This window comes from Pseudomonas sp. BIGb0381 (assembly GCF_024809815.1).
Classification (GTDB): Bacteria; Pseudomonadota; Gammaproteobacteria; order Pseudomonadales; family Pseudomonadaceae; genus Aquipseudomonas.
Genome location: NZ_JANUEN010000014.1, coordinates 43,172 through 65,984, shown reverse-complemented (window position 1 = coordinate 65,984; position 22,813 = coordinate 43,172). Strand labels below are relative to the sequence as shown.

The following is a 22,813-nucleotide window of genomic DNA, read 5'->3' as shown; positions in this document are numbered from 1 at the left end:
ACTACCTCTGTGGCGAACCCCCTCCCACATTTTGATCTACGGTGTGTCAGCCATGGCGTTTGGGTAATTCGATCAATGCCTTCAAACCGCCCAGCTCGCTCTCCTGCAACTGCAACACCCCGCCCCACACCTCGGCAATGTCCCGCACGATCCCCAGCCCCAGGCCATGGCCGTCGATCTGTTCGTCCAGGCGTGCGCCCCGACTGAAGACCTGGTCCCGTTGGGCCTCGGGAATGCCGGGGCCGTCATCTTCCACCGCCAGCAGATAACTGTGCGGCGTCTCGCTGATGCTTAAGCGCACCTCGGCATCCGCCCATTTGCAGGCGTTGTCCAACAGGTTGCCGAGCAGCTCCAGCAAATCCTCGCGGTCCCAGGGTAATTGCAGGCCCGACGCGACGTGGTAGCTGAGGTCCAGGTGTTCGCCATGGATCATGTTCAAGGTGGCGAGCAGGCCGGGCAGTTCTTTTTCACAGTCGAACAAGGCACCCGGCAGGGTTTCGCCGGCCAGCCGCGCGCGATTGAGTTCACGGTTGAGGCGTTGTTGCACCTGCTCCAATTGCTCGCGCAACAGTTTGCTCAGTTCGGGGTGATCCTTGAGCGCCTCGCTCGACGCAGCGCTCAACAGCACCGCAAGCGGGGTTTTCAGCGCATGCCCAAGGTTGCCGAGGGCGTTGCGCGAGCGCTTGAGGCTGTCTTCGGTGTGGGCCAGCAGGTGGTTGATCTGGGCGACCAGTGGTTCCAGTTCCAGCGGCACCTGGGTGTCGAGTTGCGAGCGCTGGCCCTGTTGCAACTGGGCGATCTGATTGCGCGCGGTTTCCAGCGGGCGCAAGGCGCGACGTACGGTGACTCGCTGCAAAAACAACACCAGCAGCAGTGCCGCCAGCCCCAGCACCAGGCCAATCCGACGCATCAGGCGAAAGCTTTCCCGCACAGGGGTGTAGTCCTGCGCCACGCTGATGGAAATCGATTGGCCAAAGCGCTTGTAGTCCGAACGCAGCACCAGCAATTGCTGGCCTTCCGGCCCCAGTTGCAGGTTGCCCTTGAGCCCGGCCTCCGGCAGTCGGGGTAATTCCTGGTCCCACAGCGAACGGGAACGCCAGTGAGTGTCGGCAAAATCGATACGGAAATAATGCCCGGAAAACGGCCGCTGGTAGGCCGGCGACAGGCGCTGTTCATCCAGCTGTACACCGTTGGGCCCGCGTACCAGGGCGACCAGCAGGTTCTCGGCATCGTTGCGCAGCCCGGCTTCCAGGTAGCGCTGCAAACCGGCCTCGAACAACCACAGGCTGGTTTGCGCCAACACCACGCCGACGATCACCATCACGCTGATCAGGCCCAGGCTCAGGCGGCGCTGAATCGACTTCATGCAGGGCTGGCGCCAAACCGGTAGCCCTGGCCGCGCCGGGTTTCGATCACGCTGCGGCCGAGCTTGCGACGCAGGTGGTTGACGTGCACTTCCAGCACGTTGGAGTCGCGCTCGGTCTCGCCGTCGTACAGGTGCTCGGCCAAATGACTTTTCGAGAGAATTTGTTCAGGGTGCAACATGAAGTAGCGCAACAGGCGGAATTCGGCGGCGGTCAATTGGATCTCGTCGCCGTCGCGCAGTACGCATTGGCGCCCTTCGTCCAGGTGCAGGCCAGCAGCTTGCAAGGTGGGTTGGTTGGCCTGCCCGTGGGAGCGGCGCAACAGCGCCTGGATGCGCAGGTGCAGCTCTTCGGGGTGAAAAGGTTTGCTCAGGTAATCGTCGGCACCGGCCTTGAGCCCTTCGATGCGCTCGGCCCAGGAATCGCGGGCGGTGAGGATCAGCACCGGGGTGGCCAGCGCGGCGGCGCGCCATTGCGCCAACACCTCAAGGCCGGGCAAACCGGGCAGGCCGAGGTCGAGGATGATCAGGTCGTAGGGTTCGCTGCGGCCCTGGTACGCGGCGTCGCGGCCGTCGGCCAGCCAGTCGACGGCATAACCCTGGCGCTGCAGGCCGGCCAGCAGTTCATCGGCCAGGGGTACGTTGTCTTCCACCAGGAGCAGGCGCATCAGTCTTCCTCGTCTTTGATCAGTACACCGTTGGTGGCGTCGAGTTTGATCTCTCGAACCACGCCGTCGGTGGTCACCAGTTCCACTTCGTAGGCATATTGGCCGTGCTTCTTCTCAAGCTCGGCTTCCAGCAAGCGCGAGCCGGGATACCGCGCCATGGCCTGCTGCAACAACTGCTCCAGAGGCAGGATCACTCCCTGTTGGCGCAGCGCCAAGGCTTCATCCTGGTTGAGGTCGCGGGCCTGCAAGCCTGAGCAGAACACCACCAGCACCAACGCCATTCGACTGCCAGCGCGTAAATTTACCTTCATTACGTATCCTGATGATTCTTGAGAACCTGCCCGGTGAGCGCGTCCAATTCGACCTCCCATTCAATGCCGTCGGCATCTTGCAGTTCGACTTCATAGACATACTTGCCGTAAGCCTCGTCCAGGTCGGTGTCCAGCAGCGTTGAGCCGGGATGCAAGGCCTGGGCTGTGGCTTCGAGCTGGTCGAACGCGACAATTGTAACAGTGGCAGGCACGGTCAGTGGTTTGTCGGGGTACACGGCTCCGGCCTGAGTCGCCGTGGAGGCGATGATAGCGGCGGCGACCAGAGCAGTGAGGCGTTTCATGATGAGTCTCCGTTACACGATGTTTTTCCTACACCGGCCACGGTAGCTGCTGCAACTTAACTGAAACTGAATTGCCACCATGGCAATTTCCAGCAGGCGCGACGGGCTACGATGTTTATTCAGGATTCACGCGGTATCGTTAACGTTTTCGCGAGCACGCCTGCTCCTACACCCCGCTTCAACAGAGACCGGTATGACAGCCATCCACATCAAGTTCCCCGCCCTGACCCTCAAGGCCGGCAAACGCGCCTTTGCGCGCATTCGCGAACAGGGCCTCAAGCCTGCGGATGTCGGCATACTCCCCGGAGCGGCCGGCGGCCCCAAGGCGCTGGGGATCCAGGGCCTGGACCTGGCGCTGTTCGGCGACTGGCTACCGCGTGCGCCAAGGGAGCGTGCGCTGATCGGTGCATCGATCGGTTCCTGGCGGTTTGCCAGCGCCTGCCTGCCCAACCCGGTGCAAGGCCTGCTGGACCTCGGCCGCCTGTACAACGAACAACGCTTTGCCAAAGGCGTGACCATGGCCGAAGTCAGCCGCAGCTGCCAGCGCATGCTCGACGACCTGCTGGCCGGCCGCGACGCACGGGTGCTGGACAACCCCGACTACCGACTGAACATCATGGTGGTCAAGAGCCACGGCCTGCTCGCCGATGACCACCGCGGGCGCCTGGGGTTGGGCCTGTCATCGGTGATTGCCGACAACCTGCGCGGCCGAGCGCGGCTGGCGCGGCATTTCGAGCGGCTGATCATCCACGACCCGCGCCAGGCACCGCCGGTGCACCCGCTGAAGGATTTCCCCTCACGCTTCCTTGAATTGGACATGGGCAACCTGCGCCAGGCGCTGCTGGCATCCGGTTCGATCCCCATGGTGATGCAAGGCGTGCGCGACCTGCCCGGAGCCGGCACCGGCACCTACCGCGACGGCGGCCTGCTGGACTACCACCTCGACCTGCCCTACCACGGCGACGACATCGTGCTGTACCCGCACTTCACCGACCGGGTCATCCCGGGCTGGTTCGACAAGGGCCTGCCATGGCGGCGCAGCAACCAGCAAGGCTTGCAGGATGTGTTGCTGCTGGCGCCGTCCAAGGACTACCTGGCCCGCCTGCCCCACGGCAAACTGCCAGACCGCAGCGACTTCAAGCGCTTCATGGGCGACGACCCGAGTCGCAACAAGTACTGGCAAACCGCGATGAGCGAGAGCCGGCGGCTGGGGGATGAGTTTCTGCAACTGGCCGATAACGGTGGCCTGGGCGAGCGCTTGCAGGCGCTTTGACCCAGCGGTATGCGCGGCATGGGATCAAGCTGTTAAACTCGCCGCCTGCCAGATACCTGACCGAGCTGAAAAATACTGTGGAAATCTTCAAAGAGTTTACCTTCGAGTCCGCCCACCGCCTGCCCCACGTACCGGAAGGCCACAAGTGCGGGCGCCTGCATGGGCATTCGTTCAAGGTGGCGATCCACCTGAGCGGCGACCTGGATCCCCATACCGGCTGGATTCGCGACTTCTCGGAGATCAAGGCGATTTTCAAGCCGCTCTACGAACGCCTCGACCACAACTACCTCAATGACATCCCAGGCCTGGAAAACCCCACCAGCGAAGTGCTGGCCAAGTGGATCTGGACTGAACTCAAACCGCTGTTGCCGGAACTCAGTGCGATCCGCATCCACGAGACCTGCACCAGTGGCTGCATCTATCGCGGCGAGTAGGCCTGCGATGTTAAAAAACCACCCTTGCGGTGGTTTTTTTGTGCCTCCCGTAGCACCCTTCCACCCTTCCCTTTCTTCGCCACCGAGGAGATGTCCATGGAAACTACCTGGCTGGCCCAAGCCAAACGCTTGCAAGCATTGGCTTCCACGGGGCTGCACTTTTGCACCGATGATTTCGAGCGCGAACGCCTGGAAGAAATCGCCGAGATTGCCCACAGCATGCTGGCGCAGCTGGGCAACGTGCCGCTGGAGCGCATCACCGGGCTGGTTTCGGATTTCGCCCAGCGCTATTCGACGCCGATGATCGACGTGCGTGGCGCGGTGATCGAGGGTGAGCGCATTCTGCTGGTGCGCGAGGCCACCGACGGCTGCTGGGCGCTGCCCGGTGGTTATGCCGATATCGGTTTGTCGGCGGCGGAAAACATTATCAAGGAAATTCGCGAGGAAGCCGGGCTGAGCGTTACTGCGCGGGCACTGTACAGCGTCACCCACAAGGCCAAGGGGTTGTATCGGCCGGATGTGCGGGATTTCTACAAGTTGTATTTCCTGTGTGAACGGGTGGATCAACTGGCGCCGGTGGCCGGGTTCGAGACCACCGAGGTGGGCTTTTTTACCTTGGACGACCTGCCGCCGCTGTCCCGTGGGCGCACCATCGAAAGTGATCTGGAGGCGGCGTTTGCCTTTCATCGCGGCGAGACCACGCAGACGCTGTTCGACTGATCCAATTTGTACCACTGCTGCACCGCTTTCGTGCCCGATTGGGCACAGCGAACACGCCTACCTGCGTTTCCCCCCTATTTGGCTATAAATACTGTGCACAGTGCACAGCGTCGACCGTGCGCCTGTCACTGCCGCTGATTTGGCACGCCCGGTGCAATAGGCCTGCGTCACTCATTCAGGGAGCACGGACATGACGCAGCAAGAACCGGGTAACGATTACCCCTTAAGCGAAGTCCCCATGCATGCGCGCAAGGGCCTGGCGTCGACCGCCATGGTGCTGTTGGGCTTTACCTTTTTTACCGCAACCATGTTTGCCGGCGGCAAGCTCGGGGTGGCGTTCAGTTTCACCGAGATGCTCGGCGTGGTGGCCTTGGGTAACCTGCTGCTGGGTATCTACGCCGCAGGCCTGGGTTACATCGCGTTCAAGAGCGGGCTGAACTCGGTGTTGATGGGCCGCTTCTGCTTTGGCGAGGTGGGCAGCAAGCTCAGTGACTTGATCCTCGGTTTCACCCAGATCGGCTGGTACGCCTGGGGCACCGCCACGGCCGCCGTGGTGCTCGGCAAGTATTTCGAGCTGAGCCAGGGCAGCGTGCTGGCGTTGATGGTGCTGTTCGGCCTGGTGTTTTGCGCCACGGCCTACGTGGGCTATCGCGGGCTGGAGATTCTTTCCTACATCGCGGTGCCGGCCATGGGCCTGTTGCTGTTGCTGTCGATGTGGGTCGCCACGGTGAAAGTCGGCGGGCTGGATGGGCTGCTGGCGGTGGTGCCGACCGGCGAGCTGGATGTGTCCACGGCGATCACCCTGGTGTTCGGCACGTTCGTCAGCGGCGCCACCCAGGCCACCAACTGGACGCGGTTTTCCCGCTCGGCCAAGGTCGCGGTGCTGGCCAGCCTGATCGGGTTCTTTATCGGCAATGGTTTGATGGTGCTGATCGGCGCCTATGGCGCCATCGTCTACCAACAGCCCGATGTGGTCGAAGTGTTGCTGCTGCAAGGCTTCGCCATGGCGGCAATGGCCATGTTGCTGCTCAATATCTGGAGCACCCAGGACAACACCATCTACAACTTCGCCGTGGCCGGTTGCAACCTGCTGCGCACCAAACGCCGCAAAACCGTGACGTTGACGGGTGCGGTGATCGGCACCTTGCTGGCGTTGCTGGGCATGTACGACATGCTGGTGCCGTACCTGATCCTGCTGGGTACGGTGATTCCGCCGATTGGCGGGGTGATCATGGCGGACTTCTTCTACCGCTGGCGCGGCCACTACCCGCGCCTGGCGGATGCACGCCTGCCGGCCTTCAACTGGGCCGGGCTGGTGGCGTACGCGGTGGGGACCGTGCTGGCGTTCAACTCGCCGTGGGTCGCGCCATTGGTGGGTATCGCTGCCGCGTCGCTGACCTACGTCGTACTCACCGCCGTGCTGCGTGTACCCTTGGCTGATGCCCGGGCATGAGCCTGACGATTGCGGATGTACTGGCGTTGCCGGGCCTGGAATCCATGTGCCTGCGCGCCGGCGCTGCCGCCCTGGATAACGTCGTGCGTTGGCCTTATGTGGCGGAAAACAGTGGGATCGCCGAGTGGGTGCTGGGTGGTGAATTGGTGTTCGTCACCGGCATCAATCACCCTCGGGATGAGGCCAACCTCCTGCAACTGCTGGACGAAGCCTGCCAGCGCCAAGTGGCCGGGCTGGTGATCCTGACGGGAGCGGCGTATATCCAGGCGATTCCCCAGCGCTTGCTCGACGCCGCCGAAGCCGCCGGCATGCCGCTGATCGAGCAGCCCTACTCGCTGAAAATGGTGCTGGTGACCCAGGCGATTGGTTCGGCGCTGATCCAGTCCGAACAACTGGGGCGCTCGCGGCACGACGTGCTGGAGCGCTTGCTGACCGGGGATTATCAATCCCTGGATTTGCTGCTGCATCGGGCCGTGCAATTGAACATGTCACTGGCCGGGCATTGGCAGGTCGCCCAACTGCAGGTGGAAGGCAGTGAGCTGCTGTTTGCCCAAGGCGACGCGGCACAGGTGGAGGCGCAGCTGGCGCGGCAACACGACGCTATCAGTCGACGCTTGCGTCAGTTATCGGCGGTGCTGCCGGTACTGGGTCGCGCCGGGCAATGGACCCTGCTGCTGCCGGCACCGGATGCCGTCACGGCGTTGGCCAATCGCCAACAATTGGCCAGTTGGCTGAACCCGCTCAACCTGCGCCTGGCACCGCTGAAATTGTTTATCGGCCTGAGTGCCGCTTCACACCCACCCGCGCACCTGGCCCAGGCGCAGGACGAAGCACGCCAGGCATTGGCGGCGGCACGACGGTTCAGCGAACGTGCCGGGCTGTGCGTGTATGACGAACTGGGCGTGCTCAAGCTGCTCAGCGGCGTGCGTGATCGCGCCCTGCTCGACCAATTCCTCAATGAACGCCTGGGCCCGCTGCTGCGTCACGACCTGCACCACGGGCCCAGCCTGATGCCGACCCTGGAAGCCTGGTTTCACGAGAATGGTAACCTTGTGGCTGCCGCCCAGCGCCTGGCCGTACACCGCAATACCCTGACACACCGTGTCCAGCGCATCGAAGCCCTGTGTGGGCTGACGCTGGATAACGCTTATGACCGCCTGGACATCGGCATCGCCCTGATGATCTGGCGGCTGTCTGCCTGATTGTTTTTAGCCAAGAGGAACTTGCCCATGCACATCATCAACGCCCGCCTGCGCAACCGTGAAGGCCTGCATGATCTGCACCTGGAACACGGCCGGATCGCCAGCATCACCCCACAAACAACAGCACCGTTAATGGCGGCCGATGACCTGGATGCGGCCGGCAACCTGGTGATACCGCCCTTCGTCGAACCGCATATTCACCTCGATGCCACCCTCACCGCCGGCGAACCGCGCTGGAACATGAGCGGCACCCTGTTCGAAGGCATCGAGTGCTGGGGCGAACGCAAGGCCACCATCACCGAGGAAGACACCAGGACCCGCGCCAAAAAAACCATCCAGGCCCTCGCCGCTCACGGCATCCAGCATGTACGCACCCATGTCGATGTCACCGACCCCGACCTCACGGCGCTCAAGGCCATGCTGCAAGTGCGCGAAGAAAGCACGCACCTGATCGACCTGCAAATCGTCGCCTTTCCCCAGGAAGGCATCGAGTCGTACCGCAACGGCCGCGAGCTGATGGAAGAAGCCATTCGCCTCGGCGCTGATGTGATCGGCGGCATCCCTCACTTTGAATACACCCGCGACCAAGGCGTGAGTTCAGTCAAGTTCCTGATGGACCTGGCCGAGCGCACCGGCTGCCTGGTGGATGTGCACTGCGACGAAACCGACGACCCGCATTCACGCTTCCTCGAAGTACTCGCCGAAGAAGCCCGCAGCCGCGACATGGGCGCCCGCGTCACCGCCAGCCACACGACGGCCATGGGCTCCTACGACAATGCCTACTGCGCCAAACTCTTCCGCCTGCTGGGGCACTCCGGGATCAGCTTCGTCTCTTGCCCCACCGAAAGCATCCACCTGCAGGGCCGCTTCGACAGCTTCCCGAAACGCCGCGGCGTCACCCGGGTCAACGAGCTGCTGGAGGCCGGCATGAACGTATGCTTTGGCCAGGACTCCATCGTCGATCCCTGGTACCCGCTGGGCAACGGCAACATCCTGCGCGTGCTGGAAGCCGGTTTGCACATCTGCCATATGCTCGGCTACCGCAACCTGCAAAGCGCCCTCGACCTGGTGACCGACAACAGCGCCAAGGCCATGGCCCTGGGTGACCGTTACGGTCTTGAGGCCGGGCGCCCGGCCAACCTGTTGATCCTCTCGGCCGACAGCGACTACGAGGTGATTCGCAGCCAAGGGCTACCGCTGTACTCGATTCGCCACGGCAAGGTGCTGATGAAACGCCAGCCGGCGCAGGTGGAGTTTGTATAAGCACGCCGATCACACGATTGAGTCGAGATCCAGCGGTTGTGCCCTCCCCAGCTCACTCTGCGCAGCGGGAGGGATGCTGGCGACCTGAGGCAACTCCTGGTTTTCACGATGGCGAAGCCAGCGCTTGAGACTGGATTGCACGTTGGAGGAGTGGCTATGGCTGCCATACACATCACGCGCTTCAAGACGACGCCAGCGCAGGGTTTGCAGGCGCTCGCGACTGGTGTGCAGGCGGTCGATCTCGGCGTTCAGCGGCTCATGGTATTCATAGGCACGGTCGTTGGCCGGGCGCTGTCGAGTCAGTTCACGCCGCTTGTCTCGCAGTTGTTTGCGCATGGTCGCAAGGGCATGGTCGAGCAGTTCAAACTCCCTTTGGGTAACCAGAGGACCGTTGCTATCCACAGCTTGTTGCCAGCGACGCAACGTCGCCCAGGCGGCCGGGATGTAGCTGGCAGTCATGAAATGCTGTTTGTATTGCACCAACTGCTTGATCAGGCCATCGCGATCGGGCATGTCACCGCGCGTTTGCCATGCTCGGTTGCGGCCGGCTTCTTCAATGGACTCGCAGCCCGGCTTCCACAGCACGGACGAATGCGTACCGTCCGGGAGCACGATCGGCATGAAGTGCTGTTGATCGCCGTGGTGTTGGTAGGGGTTACCGCCAATACGCACCAGGCCGGCGGCGAATAACAGGCCCCCGGCCGTGGGGGCGCTGAACAGCGTGACGGCACCGGGGATCCAGAGTTTGGCGGTGGTGTTCATCCAAGGGGCCGGGACGCTGGGGACCGGGTCGTTGTGGTTGACGATGCGGTGGTGAACCAACGTGGAGGCGCCGGTGTTGAACTCAGAGTCGGCGGCGCGGGGGGCGCCGTAGGTGTAGAGGAGGATGTTGTAGTTACGCCCTGGAATCCGACGTAACGCTTCGGCCAGTAACAACGCAATTGCGCCGCCCAAGCTATGACCACAAATGACTATTCGTTGGCCTATGTGAAATTGACTGAGGTAACGCAGCACGAAGTCACGCATAGCTCGATAAGCCTGATAGAAACCTTCGTGCACCTTGCCGATACCATCGGCGAATACAACTTGATGGGCGTTTGCATCCCGTAGTGCGTCGGCCGTGCTGAACGTGCCGCGCACTGAAATCAGGATCACCTCATCGTGATGGGTGATGAACGCCTGGGTGTCAGTGCCGTCCTTTTCATCATCAAAGAAGTGCAAGCTTGCGGGGTGTTCCTGTTTCGCCCCCAGCTCCGGGCGATTTTGCAGGTACAACTCAGGGTCGAAGGGCAGGACTTCGAAGCGCCTGGAATAAGGGACATCTTCATAAAGAGGGTAAAAGCGCTGAGTTTGCTCGGGATCAACTCGCCAGGCTTCGCGGTATCCAGACAGTTGTTTGGCAAACAGATTTCCAACGCTGGGGTCCAGCGGAAAATGGACTTTATCAACGGGTTTCTCAGACGGCTCCTGCCCAAAATCGCAGTAACTCAACGCTGCAAACAAGGCCAACTGATACAGGTTCAACGCACAGAACTTATCTTCAGTGCAGAGCATCGGGCGCAGGGCCCGCAGCGGTCGAACTTCGAGAACGGTATGGTTACTGGGGAACAGCACGATACCCGACAAGGTTGGCTGGGGCGGGCCAAATCCCAAATCAGCCATCATTTTCAATGCATGCCGTGGGGGGCGCAGGGGCGTTTCTTCCACAGAGGGAAGATGCGCGATATGGCGAACCAAGTCGCTCACTTCAACCTGGTAAAACCGATCTGCGTTCTGTCGTCCAGGATTGCTTTCGGTTCGTCGACCATTGGTATTTGAAAAGCGGGTTTGTTCAGCTCGGACTTGAAGATCGGTGATGGGTAATGGATAGCTGTCTCGCTGCCGCAATGTTGAATAATAGTCCCTCTCCACCTCATATGGAGCATCTAAAACCAGCACGACAGGACCTCGACACTGCCCCTCCAGCCGGGCAAACCCTTCCCCATTCAAATGCCCTTTGTACCGCTGCCCTGAGCTGTCAAAAATCTCATATCTAAGCCCTCCATAGGCTTTTCCATCACCTGATTCGTCCACTAGACAAAAACTCAGCCAACCTCCATGCAATGTGCAAGCGGGCATACTTTCCTTAAAAAAAGGGTGCTTCCATTGTTCCATCGTCATGCCTGGATATCCTTATTCAGTACAAGTTGGATATATGTCGCATATACGCCCATCGGGCATTTTAATGGGCTTGAAGTCGGTAGTATTCCCGTTACAGAACGCATACAGATCATCAAAATCCTTCCCTAGACAGCGCTTCCACCCACTAGGAACCCGAATCCAGTTATCGCCCATGTAAGGTCGCTCTTCGGGATTAAGCCCTACTTTTATCAGTACCTTTTGCCCTCCCAGTTCATCTCGCAGCAAACCACCTCTCGCACTAGCTTTAGGTGGCGCCCCACCGTCGCGCAAATATCTGCATTTAAGGACCTTTATGATTACGTGCTCCGGCCCCGCAGTCCGAAACAACCACTGACATTGCCAAGACAGTTCCTGAACTCCCGACTCAGGCATTCCTGGCCTATCACCTTCCAGACGATCCCGAATGGAAATCCCCCCAATATCCCCCCCAACATCCGAATCCCGCTCGCCCCACTTCGCATAAAGATCAAAGTCCACACTGCGCAATGCCAGCGGACACCCCTGTACCATTTCACTCAGCGGCAATTCATAACTCGCCCGACTTGCCACCGGCTTGTACTCGGTAAAAAAGACCTTCCGCTCCGGCCTCTTGCCTCTGCGCCTTGGCAAGGTGCAGGTCTCGCCCGTTGCGGGCCCGTAGTTAGCGGCAGTTTTAAGCTTAAATTCCGCAGGTAAATCCACCTCCAACGTAAAGCGATCAACCGGCTTCATCGCACACCCCGAAAGTCCCGCCATTGCCAGCGCAAGCAACACGCCCCATACACGCTTACTCATCCTTGTTCTCCAACATGTGCCACTGCTGCTTAACTCGTTCAAAGTGATCCTGCGGTGTTTCTCCAACCATCGGCTGCCACCGAATCACGCTGCTGCGAGTGGCCTCTTCCAACCGTCGCACGACCAGGAACTCCAGCTGTTCCGGGTTACTCCATTGCCAGGCGCGAGCCTGCTCAAGGACCTGGGTCAGCCAGACTCTTGGATCATGAAATTCAACCAATGCCGCCAGGTCTTCACTGTGCTCAGCCAGCAGGTAACGCAGGATATTGGCGTGCAGGATGGCGCAGGCATTCGGGTTGGGCGTGTTCAACCAAGGGGCTGGCTCGGGCACCGGATAGTCACCGGGAGCAGGGTTGTCGCCACAGTGCCAACTGCCTTCATGCCAGTAGCACACACTGATCAGTGGGCCGAGGAATGCTGGCCATTGCTCAAGACCCAGATGGCTGAGTGCACGCGCCAACGTACGATTGTCGTGAAGGCGGTACAGCGTCCGGTTATTCTCCGGTCCGACCAGCAGCCGGTCGCGCCAATGCCGGGACATGTGCGTCAGGTCCGCGTTTGGCAAACTGCCCAACCACCCCCAATTCATCTCAGGTTCCTGCAGAAGATCGAGCAATGCGGGCTCCCCTACCTGATCCAGCAACAGGATCACGGGGCCGGCCGTGGCCATTTCCGCCAGTGGGGTTTGTGCGTAGAGGCGGCAGTACGCTGGAAAACCACGTGCCGCCAACAGTGGCTGGCAAGCTGCGTTACTACCCTCAAGCATCAGGCACAGCCTGTACCCCGCCTGCTGCTGTTGGTTCATCCATCGGTGTGGAAGGTTTTCCATCAGGCTGCCCTCCCGCCGACAGTGCAGAGGCCTTCGCGGCAGCACTCGCATACAGGGCAGAAGTCCGCATCCAGTTGTCTGGCCAAGTGCATGATGGCGCCCTGTGTGGCAGAGATTTTCGGGTTCTCGGCAACCAACAGGGAGTTCGCCGACCCGGTCGCGGACGGGGTGCCACCGAGGGTGATGGGCCGACTGCTGAAAATGCCGCCTGCCTGGATCACCAAGTGCTCCCCGCCGGCCTTGAAGCTCAGTTGTACGCCCGCGTCGATCACCAGGCCGGCACCCGCTTTGAGATGCACCTGTTGCCCGGCTTCAATCACCAGGGTCTGCCCGACATAGGTCTGGCTATCGCCTTGCACGTCCAGATGGTCGCTGGCTTTGAGCACAACCTTGCGGTCACCGGTGACGTGACGATGCTCCTCGCTTTCCAGGCGAACCGCGCTTAACCCTCGGATGATTTCATGCCGCTCACCGGCCACTTCCAGGCGACTGTCATGCCCCACCTGTTGCTCCAGGTCCCGCTGAGCCCGAAGGTAGATGAGTTCCTTGCCACGGTGGTCTTCCAGGTGCAATTCGTTGCCGCCGCCTCCGCCCGGGGTGCTGCGACTGCGCAAGATGCTGCGGGTCTTGTGTTGCGGCAAGGAATAGGTCGGCATGTGCAGCGCATTGGGCAGGCAACCGTTGATCAACGGCTGGTCCGGGTCGCCCTCAAGGAACGTCACCAGCACTTCCATGCCCACCCGCGGGATCATCGTTGCGCCAAACCCGTCTCCGGCCCAACCAGATGCCACCCGCACCCAACAACTGCTTTTGTCATCGCTCTTGTCCAGTCGATCCCAGTGAAACCGTACCTTCACCCGGCCGTATGCATCGCAATGCACCTCCTCACCGGCAGGCCCGGTCACCGTTGCGGTCTGGGTGCCGTGGATGGTCGCCTTGGGGTGCTTGAGAGGGGGTCGATACGGTGCACTCCAGGGTGTCGCAGTGAAACGGTTGCGATACCCCTGGAATCCATCCACCTCACCTGCCGCGTCCTCCAGCACCTGCGGTTGATAACCCTCGTGACGGACCGAAGTGATCAACCATAAATCATTGCAGGCCGGATCCGGATGGTCGTGCAGCTCAAGAAAATACCCACTGCGCAGCACCGCCTGGTCGCTCTTGCCCAACGCTCGATATCGGCCGATCTGAAGGCGCTCCAACCCCCTGCGAGCCAGGCGCGCGCCCCGTGCATGGCCGGTAAACCCAGCCGGGTAGTGGTAGTCCTCAAGAGGTTGCGCTGAGGCAGAACCCGCGGTGTCTTGCAGGCATAAGGACGGATGCTCGAAGTCATGATCACGACGCACCGTTTGCTGGCTGCGGGTAGCCAGGCGTACGTCGAAACGCTGGATAACTCGCGTTTCGGCCAGCGGCCCGCCGGCAGGCGAATAACGCTGCGCAGGCAGGCGGCGAAATACGGTCTGGTCGTCGCCAAACACCAGCACATGCTGGTTCTCGCTGTGACGGAAGTGGTAATGAATGCCCTCCTCTTCACACAGCCGCTGGATGAAATGCAGGTCGGTTTCCGCGTATTGCACGCAGAACGTACGCGGTGGGTAGACCACCGGCCCCAGTTCAAAGGCATAGCGGTCGGCCAGGATGCCGTGGTGTTCGAGGACTGCCGCGATGATCTGCGGAACGCTGCGCTGCTGGAAAATCCGCTGGTCGCGTCGATGGGCAAGGTAGGCGAGATGCGGCGCCAACGTCAGGTGATAACGGGTGAGCCGCCGCCCAGGGTCATCGCGGCCAATTGCGTAAATCTGCCCGTTCAGGCCTTCATTGGCGTCGCCAAAAGCCAGGTAGGCGGGCTGGTGGAGCAGTGACTCCAGATCCAGTGAAGGGTTTTCGCTGACCACCTGCACCTGGATGAAAAACGGCTGATCAAGCACCTCCTGGCCTTTGAACGCCAGTACTTGAAAGTCAGTCTTTATGCCTGGAAGGATTAATTTGAAACGTGACGAAACAAACGCGTTAACCATCCGTTGTTACCCGCCAATATCGATATTTATTACCGGACTGAAATACTTCCCCCGCCAAACATTGAATAAGTTGCCGAGAAAAAGCGCCTGAACACCTTGAAGCTTAGCGATCTCAGAAAAAAATCGGCCCCCAAAAAAATAAAAAAGAAGTTTCGTACAACTGAGATTGAAGTGTCTTTTACAAAACAACAAACCGAGCCAATGTGCCACCTCTTAAAGTATAAGAAATGCCCTACACCAACTTTTATCTAATCAATTAATTAATAGCGAAACAGCTGACTCCCACTCAGGGCGTCAACTGTTCAAAAGACTTCATGTCTGAGGCCGTGCAGTCCCGAACAGACTGACGCTCAGCAGCGTATCAACCTGGGTATGCAAGCGTACTGGCGCAGTGCCGCCCGGCATCACCACCGCGACATCATCGCCCTCAACCCAACCCGCTCGCCACGCCGCACATGCCACGGCACTGGCGCTGGTGCCGGAGGACGCCGTGGGGCCCTCTCCCCGCTCGAACACCCGGGCAACAACACGGTTGCCGGATTGCCTGGCGACCCATTGCAAATTGACTCCGGCCAAACATGGCTCGCCGCTTCCTGCCGGGGGGGCGAAGGCAATCGCCTGCAACGGTTCGAACAGCGCCGGCTGTTGCATCAGCAGATTGTTCGGCAAGGCTGACACGTGTTCGACCAAGGTCACACAATGAGGATTGCCCACACGCACAAACTGACTGTATGCCCACTGTGGGTTGATCACCGCCAACGCCTTCACATGGCTCAGTTCAATGCCGCCCAGGAACACCTGCTCCACCCCTTGCGCACCCACGGCAGATGGCCCGAATCCGGGCAAACCCAATGCCAGCCAGAATCCAGAGCGGTGTTCATAGACAGCAGGCTCGACCCAAGTCACCACCGGCGACACCACGTCAGGCTTGTCATGGTGCACGCGCAAATCACAGGCCTCGGTCATCAAGCCCTGGTCAGTAAGCGCCTGGGCGAAAATCGTCAACCCATTGCCACTGCGCTCGGCCAGGGAGCCGTCGGTGTTCACGATCAACAGGTCAAACGGCGGCTCGGCCTGGAACGGGCCAACCAGCAAGCCATCACAGCGGTGGGCCTTGGCATTGGCCGGGCGCGGCGTCGAACCCCACTCGCATTCGGAGCTTACGGCCGACGCAGTCCAAGCCTCGCGAGTCCTCGCGGCATGCGCCGCGCTGTTGGGCACCTCGATGCCCTGCTGTCGTAAAAACGCCGGGCTGGCGACCCCGTAAATGTTGCCCCGTGCGTCATAGAACTGGGTCATGGCGCCACTTGCCTTGCAATCTTCATCGATGCGTCCGCTCGGTTGTCTACAGGATTGGGCGAGCAGCGTATTACACAACGCAGGGTGTGTGGGAGGCGGTCCGGAAGGTGGTAATCCACCGTGAGAAACCCGGGGTTCACCAGTTCCCACAGGAATTACACACCTTCCGGAACGCCAACCCATGCGTGGTTGCCAACGCCTATAACGTTCCCGAATTGTAAAAAAAATCATCGGCGCTTATCTCGAGGGGAACCCGGCTCGCCCCCCAAGGCCTGATGTGCAAGGATGTCGCGCCGGACATCGTTCGTTGAACGCTAAACCAAGGATTTTTCATGACTGCCATCCCCACCTCTGCGCCCGTGGTTCCCGGGCGTCTGGAGCAAATGTCGACCCGCATCGCTTTCTTCATCGCCGGCTTCGGTATCGCCGCCTGGGCTCCCTTGGTGCCCTATGCCAAGGCGCGCGCAGACCTGAGTGAAGGCACGCTGGGTCTGTTGCTGTTGTGCCTGGGGGTGGGCTCGATCATCGCCATGCCGGCGGCGGGCGCATTAGCGTCGCGCTTTGGCTGCCGACGGGTGCTGACGGCCGGTACGATCATGATCTGCCTGGCCTTGCCGATGCTGGCCACGGTCAGTTCGATTCCGTTGCTGATGGCCGGTTTGTTCCTGTTCGGTGCCGGCCTGGGCACAGTGGATTCCACGGTCAACTTGCAGGCGGTGATTGTCGAACGAGCCAGCGGAAAAACCATGATGTCGGGGTTTCACGGATTGTTCAGCCTGGGGGGGATTGTCGGCGCGGCGGGTGTCGCCGGGCTCCTGGGGCTGGGCCTGTCGCCACTGCAGGCGACCTTGGTGGTGATCGCTGTCATGGTGGTGGCGCTGCTCAAGGCCGGCCCACACCTGTTGCCTTATGGCAGTGAAAGCTCAGGGCCTGCCTTTGCGGTTCCCCATGGCGTGGTGCTGTTTATCGGCTGCCTGTGTTTTATTGTGTTTTTGGCCGAAGGCGCGGTGCTCGATTGGAGCGCGGTGTTCCTCAGCGCCGAGCGCGACCTGGATGAAGCCTACGCCGGGCTGGGCTACGCGGCGTTCGCCTTGACCATGACGGCGGGGCGATTGACCGGTGATGCCATCGTACGGCGCCTGGGCGCTACCTGGGTAATCGTGGCCGGTGGCTCGCTGGCTGCGGCCGGTATCTTCCTCGCCACGCTATCACCCGCCTGGGAAATGGCGCTGTTGGGCTACGCCCTCGTAGGGGCCGGCTGCTCAAATATTGTTCCGGTGCTTTACACTGCCGTCGGCAAGCAAAACGTCATGCCGGAACACATTGCCGTCCCGGCCATTACTACCCTCGGGTATGCCGGCATTCTGACCGGGCCTGCCGTAATCGGGTTCATTGCCCATGGCAGCAGCCTGGCAACCGCCTTCCTGTTGATCGGGGTACTGCTGGTAGCGGTGGCGGTCAGCGGAAAAATACTGCGGGTATGAACGAAGAAAAACATGAGCCTCTTGAGTCTTTCAAGAAGCTCATGCACGCCTGAGCGATTTATCTCCCCTTCTCTTCCTTATCGTTTTTCAACCAGCGATCAATGCTGTAGTTCTTCAACCAGCCATCATCGTTGTGGCTGCCGAAAATGTTGGTTCCGTTAGCCTTGGTGCTGTCCAGCGAAGCCAACAGCCCGGGTCGTTCGACCAGATTCTTGGCCATGTATACCTGCTGCTCGCTGTATTTCTTCTTGGGGAACCCAGTGGCCATATCCCGCACAACCTGACCATTTTTGTCTGTTTCGTCAGGATCCTTGCTCATCTCGATAATCGTCTCTTTCTTCACATACCGGTGCTTTTCGAAAAAAAAGGTGCGGTCTTCCGACGTGTCCCGCAAGTCATCAAACATGCCCCTGAACGCCTGGACGACCTGTGCGTCGGTTTTCGCATGGTAGGGGTCGGCGCTCTGAGTGTTGGGATTGGTATTGCCAATCATCAAACTGGCGGCTTTTTCGAGGCTGTCCGGGGTGATTTCATTGCCCTTGCCAACAATCGACTCGCCCAGTCGTGGGCGATTGAGTATCTCCCGGGCAAGCATGATCGTACGTTCGGGGACCTTGCTCTCGCCAGGTTTCGCGTTGGCTATGTTCGTCAATGATTTCAGGGTCAGGCGGCCACCTTCCTTGAAATCACCCAGCATAGGAAAGACGTTGTTCAGTTGAGTCGCCAGCAGGTGGTCGTCCGAACTGACATAGGGGTTCCCCACATTCGACATGCCCCCGTAGAGGTTTTGACCGTCGAAATGCCGCTGGGCACCGTTCGCGAACTTACTATCGAATGAAGGCTGCTGCGTGGGGAGCGATTTGCCAAGCGCGCGTGCATCTACCCCGTATCGGGCATGGCCGTTCCCCGTCGCTGTATTCAACCCAGGCGGGACACCCCCTGGATTATTGATCATGAAAGACATAGTTCATCTCCAGCATAGTTAGATTCCGTGGACCGGCCCCTGGTTGTTCGATCGTCAAAAACGCCTCGAAATCAACAACCAGCGATTAAGTGGTTCTCGGAAAACAGTGGTTCCGGAGAGAGGCCAAATGGACTCCAGTAAAATTTGAGTGTTTGTAACCGCACGGCAGCATCAACCTAGTTTCTGCTTGCGCCACCAAGCGGTCAGGCCATTGAGCAGGCCGGCGTTTTTCGGCGCAGTAGTATCGTCATGGGCGCTTTTTTCCTCCACCCGCATGCCCCGGAAAAAGTCACCCGCAACAGGTGCCTGGAATTTGTGCTGGCCGACAAAAGCCTTCATCCGCTGGGCTTCGGCCGCATGTACATTCGAAGGGGCAAAGGTATCGCGCGATGCGGCATCCCTCTCCAACAGCGTGGTGTCCTCTGCATGGGGGTTGCGAAAAAGCTCTTGGCAGCTGGGCTGGGATGAACGAAACGAGGTTGAAGTCATTGGTTAGCCCTCACTCAGAATCTGAAAACCGCCGGAGTTGATTGGTGCCGGTGGATAAAGTCTGTGTGGCGAATTGGCGTAAACAGTTCCTGAAAGGATGGATGCAGGCGCCGCATCCGATTCGCGGCGCCTGGGTGTCGCTCAGCGAGCCAGAAAGTAAAGCCCAGCCCAACTGATCTTATGGTCACCCGGCCTGCTGAGCAGGTCATCCATCTGCCTCAGCACATCACTGCGCTTTAGAATTTCCTGGGACAACTGGATCAGGTGATCCCTGGGAGAGTCACCCGTCAGGTTTTCGGCAGCCAGCTTTCTCAGATCGTTGACGTTCAGTTCTCGGTTCCAGGGGCTGCCTTTCAACTCGTTGAAATGCTCGAGCATCTCACCCGCCAGTTCCTTGTCAGTCTTGTATTTGAAGTAGTTTTGTCCGTAGATAACTGCGTTCACATTATTCCGGTCGATCAGACCATCGAGCGCACCGGTAGAGGTGTGCCGGTCAAGCGCACTCATCAGTTCCGGACGTCGCAGCAGTTCTTTGGCCAGGCGAATGTTCTCGTTGACGCTGGGAAACGGAGACCAACCTTTATTCGCCATCGCTCGAATGCTGTCGGCACTGATATACCCAGGGTTCCTGGGGTCCCTGAAGGCATTGAAGTTGTCACGCAGCTGCATTGCCAAGTCTTCATTGTTCTTGAGGGAGTACTGCGGGTCAGGCCTGCCTGGCAAGGTAGGGAATGGGCGTGGCGGTGGGTTGCTGATGACAGGCATGGGGCGGGGTGGAGGATTGCTCCAACCTGGATGGTGCGGTGGTCGCCCCCAACCCAACCATGGGTTCACCCAATGCCTGATCTGATCCAGTAAACCCGACTGCGCAGAAGCGCTTTTTTGATGGGCCGCGGGATCTGCAACACTATTACGCGCTGTCGCCTGCGATTGACCGCCGAACACTGGCCCGGCCGCGCTTTCCCGGGACTGGAAGCTGACGTTTGCAGCGTTTTGACCGCTGAAGGATGGTGCGACCGGTGCCGCACGGCCGTTGTTTGCCGCAGGGCTGGATTTGACCTGCGAAGAATCAGGGTTTGATGAGGTGGGTACGGGTGTATCGAGCATCGATACCGACATAAGTTTCTCCAATACGGTGAGCGCAATCTTCAGCCGGGCGCTCCAACCATGAAGTCGAAGCTTGTCAGCTAGCCCATGTGTGGCTTTTTGTCGGAATCGGTTCCTGATCAAGCAGCAAGATGCATCGAAACAGTGTAGGAAATGAGCAGAAGAATCGCAGCCCGGCCAAGGACTGCGATATTTCCAAACCGGGACGGATCAGAACCCGACGCTGGCCTGAACGAAGAACGTACGCGGTTCGCCCAGGTACAAGCCGGCATTGTTATCACTGGAACGGGTGTAGTGCTGCTGGTCGAAGATGTTTTTCACGCCGACGCCCAACTTCAGGTTCGACAACTGTTCGCCGAAGTCATAACCGCTGCGCACATTGACTGAAACATAACCTGGGATATCGCCGAACCGCCCGTCCGCCGTGCCTTGGGTGATGTAAGTGCTGGTGGTACCCGGTGCGCGTTGGCCGGACTGGGCGTACACATCCAGGTTGTGGGTCCAGTGATTGATGTCGTAACGCAGGCCCAGGGTGGCCACCTCACGGGAGTAAAGCGGCAGGTCACGGCCCTTGAACGGTACGTCGCCTTCGGAGGTGGCTTTGGTGTAGGTGAAGCCGGCATTCGCCGTGAGGCCGTCGAGGCGCGAGTCCAGGTTCGACAGGTCGTAGTGGGCCGAGGCTTCCATACCCGTGTGTTGGGTAGCGCCGAGGTTGGTCCAGCCCACATCGTTGCTGACGTATTGCAGCTCATCCGAGAAGTCGATGTAGAAGAATGTCAGCTCGCCCCCCCACACGCTGTCGTTGTAGCGTGTCCCCACCTCGTAGGTCTTGGCTTTTTCCGGGTTCAGGCCGTTGGCGGTCTGGTCGCCGGTGCCGCCCTGCCCGAGTTGGAAGTATTGCAGGCTGCCAAACGAAGTCTCGTAGTTGGCGAACAGTTTCCAGGCATCGGACACGTGGTACATCACGCTCAGTGCCGGCAGCGGTTCGGTGTTGTGGATTTCGCGGCGTTTTTCCTGAGTGCGAGTGCCGTTCAGCGCAACCACCGGGCGGTCGTGCCATTCGGTACGGATGTCTTCGAAGCGAATACCCGGGGTGATGGTCCACTTGCCGATATCGACTTTGTTATCGATATAAAAGGCGCTGGCCTCGGTGCCACCGGTGCGGTCCTGGTAGACATGACCATCACTCTGCCCGCCCGGTGTCGGTACGTTATTGACCAGGTTGAGGCTGGTGGCCTGCTCGTGCATGCCTTCTTTGAGGTAGCGATAGCCGACGCTGACTTCCTGGGTGCTGGGGCCCACGTCGAACACATGGGACACCCGTGGTTCGATGCCGAAGGTGTAGTAGGTGCGCGGGTAGGAGCCAAGGGTTTTCAGGTCGCGGTTGGCGATGTTGCTGCCACGGAAGCTGTCGGAATAGTAGGTCAGCACTTCAGCCTGGGTGCGGTCGTCGATCTGCCGGATGTACTTGAAGGACACGTCCTTGCGGCGGCCGCTGAAGTTGTCCCAGTCACGCACCGATTGGTAGGGGTTGGCGTCGAACTGCTTCTGGGTCAGGCCACCGGGCATGTCGGCGCTGGCGTCGTAATAATGGAAGTTCAGCGAGAAGTCGTCTTGGTCGGTCGGCGCCCAATGGGTCTTGAAGATCACGTCGTCGATATCGTTGCCGTTGTTGCTGTTGCGATAGCCGTTGCCATTGACCCCGGAGTACAGCAAAGCCGCGCCGATGCCGTTATCGGCCGTGCCGCCGATAAAGGCGTTGTCGATATGCTTCCAGCCGCCGTGGGCCGAGGTTTGCAGGGTGCTGCCGACTTCGCCGGAGAACTTCTCGGGAATCGCACGGGTCACAAAGTTGATCACGCCACCGACGTTCTGTGGCCCATAACGCACGGAACCGGCGCCGCGCACCACGTCGATGCTGTCCAGGTTACCGGCGGAAATCGGTGCCATCGACAATTGTGGCTGGCCATACGGGGCGAACGCCGCCGGTACGCCGTCGATCAGCACGGTGGAGCGTGGCGACAGCCTCGACGTCAGGCCGCGTACGCCAACGTTGAGGGAAATATCACTGCCGCCAGTGCCGTTGGATTCCTGCACCTGCACGCCGGGCACGCGGCGCAGTACGTCGCCGACGTTCATTGCGCCCTGCTCGACCATCGCTTCGCGACGGATCACCGTGCGCGCGCCGGGGTGGTTCTGCACCACGTCGGCGTCGGCATCGCCGAGCCAGTCACCGACCACCTTGATATCGGTGGTACCCAGTTCCAGAGGCGAGCCGGCTTCTCCGGTGCCTTTGCTCAGCGGGCGCAGGGTCACGGAGCCCGCGTCGATCTGGTAATCCAGGCCGCTACCTTGCAAGAGCTGGCGCAGGGCCTGCTCAGGGGAAAGGTTGCCGTCTACCGCCGGCGCCTGCTTGCCGGCGACCAAATCGGGGCTGAAGAACACTTGCAGGGAAGTCTGCTGGCCCAACTGGCTCAGCGCCGCGCCCAAGGGTTGGGCCTGGATATGAATACCCTCGGCAGCGTAGGCCATAGGCAGGGAGGCACTGACAGCGAGCACCAGCGCCAGAGGTACCCAGCGGGAGATTTTATTGTGATAGGCGGCAAGTTTTTTCACGTCGAACCTAGTCCTGTGATCGCAAGAGTACACGGCTGTTAATGCAAACCAGTTGCAGTTGCA

At 60.1% G+C, this 22,813-nt stretch carries 20 protein-coding genes; 7 read left to right on the top strand and 13 right to left on the bottom strand.

The window, feature by feature from the left end; genetic code table 11:
• Positions 1 to 46: 46 nt before the first annotated feature.
• Genes M2397_RS27445 through M2397_RS27430 form a run of 4 tightly spaced genes read right to left on the bottom strand, consistent with a single transcriptional unit; the run spans position 47 to position 2,644 of the window.
• A complete protein-coding gene (locus M2397_RS27445; RefSeq protein WP_131700016.1) occupies positions 47 to 1,366 on the bottom strand; it encodes a sensor histidine kinase in 1,320 nt (439 codons plus the stop codon).
• A complete protein-coding gene (locus M2397_RS27440; RefSeq protein WP_027603141.1) occupies positions 1,363 to 2,031 on the bottom strand; it encodes a response regulator transcription factor in 669 nt (222 codons plus the stop codon). Before M2397_RS27440 ends, M2397_RS27445 begins: the two co-directional genes overlap by 4 nt.
• Positions 2,031 to 2,342, bottom strand: a complete 312-nt coding sequence (locus M2397_RS27435) for a PepSY domain-containing protein (protein WP_131700017.1) — start codon at positions 2,340 to 2,342, stop codon at positions 2,031 to 2,033. Before M2397_RS27435 ends, M2397_RS27440 begins: the two co-directional genes overlap by 1 nt.
• On the bottom strand, positions 2,342 to 2,644 hold the full coding sequence (locus tag M2397_RS27430) for a PepSY domain-containing protein (protein ID WP_131700018.1): 303 nt from the start codon (positions 2,642 to 2,644) through the stop codon (positions 2,342 to 2,344). The genes M2397_RS27435 and M2397_RS27430 overlap by 1 nt, the downstream gene beginning before the upstream one ends.
• A 193-nt stretch (positions 2,645 to 2,837) precedes the next feature.
• Here M2397_RS27430 and M2397_RS27425 point away from each other — a divergent pair, with 193 nt between their 5' ends.
• The 6 genes from M2397_RS27425 (at position 2,838) to codA (ending at position 8,989) form a co-directional block, all read left to right on the top strand.
• Positions 2,838 to 3,917 carry a patatin-like phospholipase family protein gene (locus M2397_RS27425; protein WP_131700019.1) on the top strand — a complete coding sequence of 360 codons (1,080 nt, stop codon included), beginning with the start codon at positions 2,838 to 2,840 and terminating at the stop codon, positions 3,915 to 3,917.
• A gap of 77 nt (positions 3,918 to 3,994) precedes the next feature.
• Positions 3,995 to 4,351, top strand: coding sequence for a 6-carboxytetrahydropterin synthase QueD (gene queD / locus M2397_RS27420; protein WP_003237990.1), 357 nt, complete (start codon positions 3,995 to 3,997; stop codon positions 4,349 to 4,351).
• A gap of 96 nt (positions 4,352 to 4,447) precedes the next feature.
• A complete protein-coding gene (locus tag M2397_RS27415; protein ID WP_167656644.1) occupies positions 4,448 to 5,071 on the top strand; it encodes an NUDIX hydrolase in 624 nt (207 codons plus the stop codon).
• A 190-nt stretch (positions 5,072 to 5,261) separates the two neighbouring features.
• On the top strand, positions 5,262 to 6,524 hold the full coding sequence (codB, locus tag M2397_RS27410) for a cytosine permease (RefSeq protein ID WP_184746704.1): 1,263 nt from the start codon (positions 5,262 to 5,264) through the stop codon (positions 6,522 to 6,524).
• Positions 6,521 to 7,726, top strand: coding sequence for a PucR family transcriptional regulator (locus M2397_RS27405; RefSeq protein ID WP_167656643.1), 1,206 nt, complete (start codon positions 6,521 to 6,523; stop codon positions 7,724 to 7,726). Before codB ends, M2397_RS27405 begins: the two co-directional genes overlap by 4 nt.
• 27 nt (positions 7,727 to 7,753) lie before the next feature.
• Positions 7,754 to 8,989 carry a cytosine deaminase gene (gene codA / locus M2397_RS27400; protein WP_131700023.1) on the top strand — a complete coding sequence of 412 codons (1,236 nt, stop codon included), beginning with the start codon at positions 7,754 to 7,756 and terminating at the stop codon, positions 8,987 to 8,989.
• A 9-nt stretch (positions 8,990 to 8,998) separates the two neighbouring features.
• Here codA and M2397_RS27395 read toward each other — a convergent pair whose 3' ends face one another.
• The 5 genes from M2397_RS27395 to M2397_RS27375 all read right to left on the bottom strand — a co-directional run bounded on the left by M2397_RS27395 (position 8,999) and on the right by M2397_RS27375 (position 16,090).
• Positions 8,999 to 11,149: a lipase family protein gene (locus M2397_RS27395; protein WP_259244816.1), complete on the bottom strand. Its 2,151-nt coding sequence runs from the start codon at positions 11,147 to 11,149 to the stop codon at positions 8,999 to 9,001.
• Positions 11,150 to 11,161: 12 nt separating this feature from the next.
• Complete coding sequence (locus tag M2397_RS27390; RefSeq protein ID WP_259244815.1) at positions 11,162 to 11,944, bottom strand: hypothetical protein; 783 nt, start codon at positions 11,942 to 11,944, stop codon at positions 11,162 to 11,164.
• Positions 11,937 to 12,773 (bottom strand): DUF4123 domain-containing protein, encoded by an 837-nt coding sequence (locus M2397_RS27385; RefSeq protein WP_259244814.1) that lies wholly within the window; start codon positions 12,771 to 12,773, stop codon positions 11,937 to 11,939. Before M2397_RS27385 ends, M2397_RS27390 begins: the two co-directional genes overlap by 8 nt.
• Positions 12,773 to 14,791, bottom strand: a complete 2,019-nt coding sequence (locus tag M2397_RS27380; protein ID WP_167656639.1) for a type VI secretion system tip protein VgrG — start codon at positions 14,789 to 14,791, stop codon at positions 12,773 to 12,775. The genes M2397_RS27385 and M2397_RS27380 overlap by 1 nt, the downstream gene beginning before the upstream one ends.
• 312 nt (positions 14,792 to 15,103) lie before the next feature.
• On the bottom strand, positions 15,104 to 16,090 hold the full coding sequence (locus M2397_RS27375; RefSeq protein WP_259244813.1) for a diaminopimelate epimerase: 987 nt from the start codon (positions 16,088 to 16,090) through the stop codon (positions 15,104 to 15,106).
• A 332-nt stretch (positions 16,091 to 16,422) separates the two neighbouring features.
• On the opposite strand from M2397_RS27375, the gene M2397_RS27370 reads away from it, so the two are divergent.
• On the top strand, positions 16,423 to 17,574 hold the full coding sequence (locus M2397_RS27370; protein ID WP_131700028.1) for an MFS transporter: 1,152 nt from the start codon (positions 16,423 to 16,425) through the stop codon (positions 17,572 to 17,574).
• Between the two features lie 58 nt (positions 17,575 to 17,632).
• Here the strand turns inward: M2397_RS27370 and M2397_RS27365 are convergent, their stop codons facing one another.
• The 4 genes from M2397_RS27365 to M2397_RS27350 form a co-directional block, all read right to left on the bottom strand.
• Positions 17,633 to 18,538, bottom strand: coding sequence for a hypothetical protein (locus M2397_RS27365; RefSeq protein ID WP_237683179.1), 906 nt, complete (start codon positions 18,536 to 18,538; stop codon positions 17,633 to 17,635).
• A gap of 171 nt (positions 18,539 to 18,709) precedes the next feature.
• Positions 18,710 to 18,877: a type III secretion effector protein gene (locus tag M2397_RS27360; protein WP_131700069.1), complete on the bottom strand. Its 168-nt coding sequence runs from the start codon at positions 18,875 to 18,877 to the stop codon at positions 18,710 to 18,712.
• Positions 18,878 to 19,168: 291 nt separating this feature from the next.
• On the bottom strand, positions 19,169 to 20,146 hold the full coding sequence (locus tag M2397_RS27355; protein ID WP_178116761.1) for a type III secretion effector protein: 978 nt from the start codon (positions 20,144 to 20,146) through the stop codon (positions 19,169 to 19,171).
• Between the two features lie 198 nt (positions 20,147 to 20,344).
• Positions 20,345 to 22,750 carry a TonB-dependent receptor gene (locus M2397_RS27350; protein WP_259244812.1) on the bottom strand — a complete coding sequence of 802 codons (2,406 nt, stop codon included), beginning with the start codon at positions 22,748 to 22,750 and terminating at the stop codon, positions 20,345 to 20,347.
• Positions 22,751 to 22,813: the final 63 nt, after the last annotated feature.

What these genes read in the sequence shown, in the direction of transcription:
- M2397_RS27445 (WP_131700016.1), bottom strand. Translation starts at nt 1,366, where the DNA reads ATGAAGTCGATTCAGCGCCGCCTGAGCCTGGGCCTGATCAGCGTGATG.
- M2397_RS27440 (WP_027603141.1), bottom strand. Translation starts at nt 2,031, where the DNA reads ATGCGCCTGCTCCTGGTGGAAGACAACGTACCCCTGGCCGATGAACTG.
- M2397_RS27435 (WP_131700017.1), bottom strand. Translation starts at nt 2,342, where the DNA reads ATGAAGGTAAATTTACGCGCTGGCAGTCGAATGGCGTTGGTGCTGGTG.
- M2397_RS27430 (WP_131700018.1), bottom strand. Translation starts at nt 2,644, where the DNA reads ATGAAACGCCTCACTGCTCTGGTCGCCGCCGCTATCATCGCCTCCACG.
- M2397_RS27425 (WP_131700019.1), top strand. Translation starts at nt 2,838, where the DNA reads ATGACAGCCATCCACATCAAGTTCCCCGCCCTGACCCTCAAGGCCGGC.
- M2397_RS27415 (WP_167656644.1), top strand. Translation starts at nt 4,448, where the DNA reads ATGGAAACTACCTGGCTGGCCCAAGCCAAACGCTTGCAAGCATTGGCT.
- codB (WP_184746704.1), top strand. Translation starts at nt 5,262, where the DNA reads ATGACGCAGCAAGAACCGGGTAACGATTACCCCTTAAGCGAAGTCCCC.
- M2397_RS27405 (WP_167656643.1), top strand. Translation starts at nt 6,521, where the DNA reads ATGAGCCTGACGATTGCGGATGTACTGGCGTTGCCGGGCCTGGAATCC.
- codA (WP_131700023.1), top strand. Translation starts at nt 7,754, where the DNA reads ATGCACATCATCAACGCCCGCCTGCGCAACCGTGAAGGCCTGCATGAT.
- M2397_RS27395 (WP_259244816.1), bottom strand. Translation starts at nt 11,149, where the DNA reads ATGACGATGGAACAATGGAAGCACCCTTTTTTTAAGGAAAGTATGCCC.
- M2397_RS27390 (WP_259244815.1), bottom strand. Translation starts at nt 11,944, where the DNA reads ATGAGTAAGCGTGTATGGGGCGTGTTGCTTGCGCTGGCAATGGCGGGA.
- M2397_RS27385 (WP_259244814.1), bottom strand. Translation starts at nt 12,773, where the DNA reads ATGGAAAACCTTCCACACCGATGGATGAACCAACAGCAGCAGGCGGGG.
- M2397_RS27380 (WP_167656639.1), bottom strand. Translation starts at nt 14,791, where the DNA reads ATGGTTAACGCGTTTGTTTCGTCACGTTTCAAATTAATCCTTCCAGGC.
- M2397_RS27375 (WP_259244813.1), bottom strand. Translation starts at nt 16,090, where the DNA reads ATGACCCAGTTCTATGACGCACGGGGCAACATTTACGGGGTCGCCAGC.
- M2397_RS27370 (WP_131700028.1), top strand. Translation starts at nt 16,423, where the DNA reads ATGACTGCCATCCCCACCTCTGCGCCCGTGGTTCCCGGGCGTCTGGAG.
- M2397_RS27365 (WP_237683179.1), bottom strand. Translation starts at nt 18,538, where the DNA reads ATGTCTTTCATGATCAATAATCCAGGGGGTGTCCCGCCTGGGTTGAAT.
- M2397_RS27360 (WP_131700069.1), bottom strand. Translation starts at nt 18,877, where the DNA reads ATGAAGGCTTTTGTCGGCCAGCACAAATTCCAGGCACCTGTTGCGGGT.
- M2397_RS27355 (WP_178116761.1), bottom strand. Translation starts at nt 20,146, where the DNA reads ATGTCGGTATCGATGCTCGATACACCCGTACCCACCTCATCAAACCCT.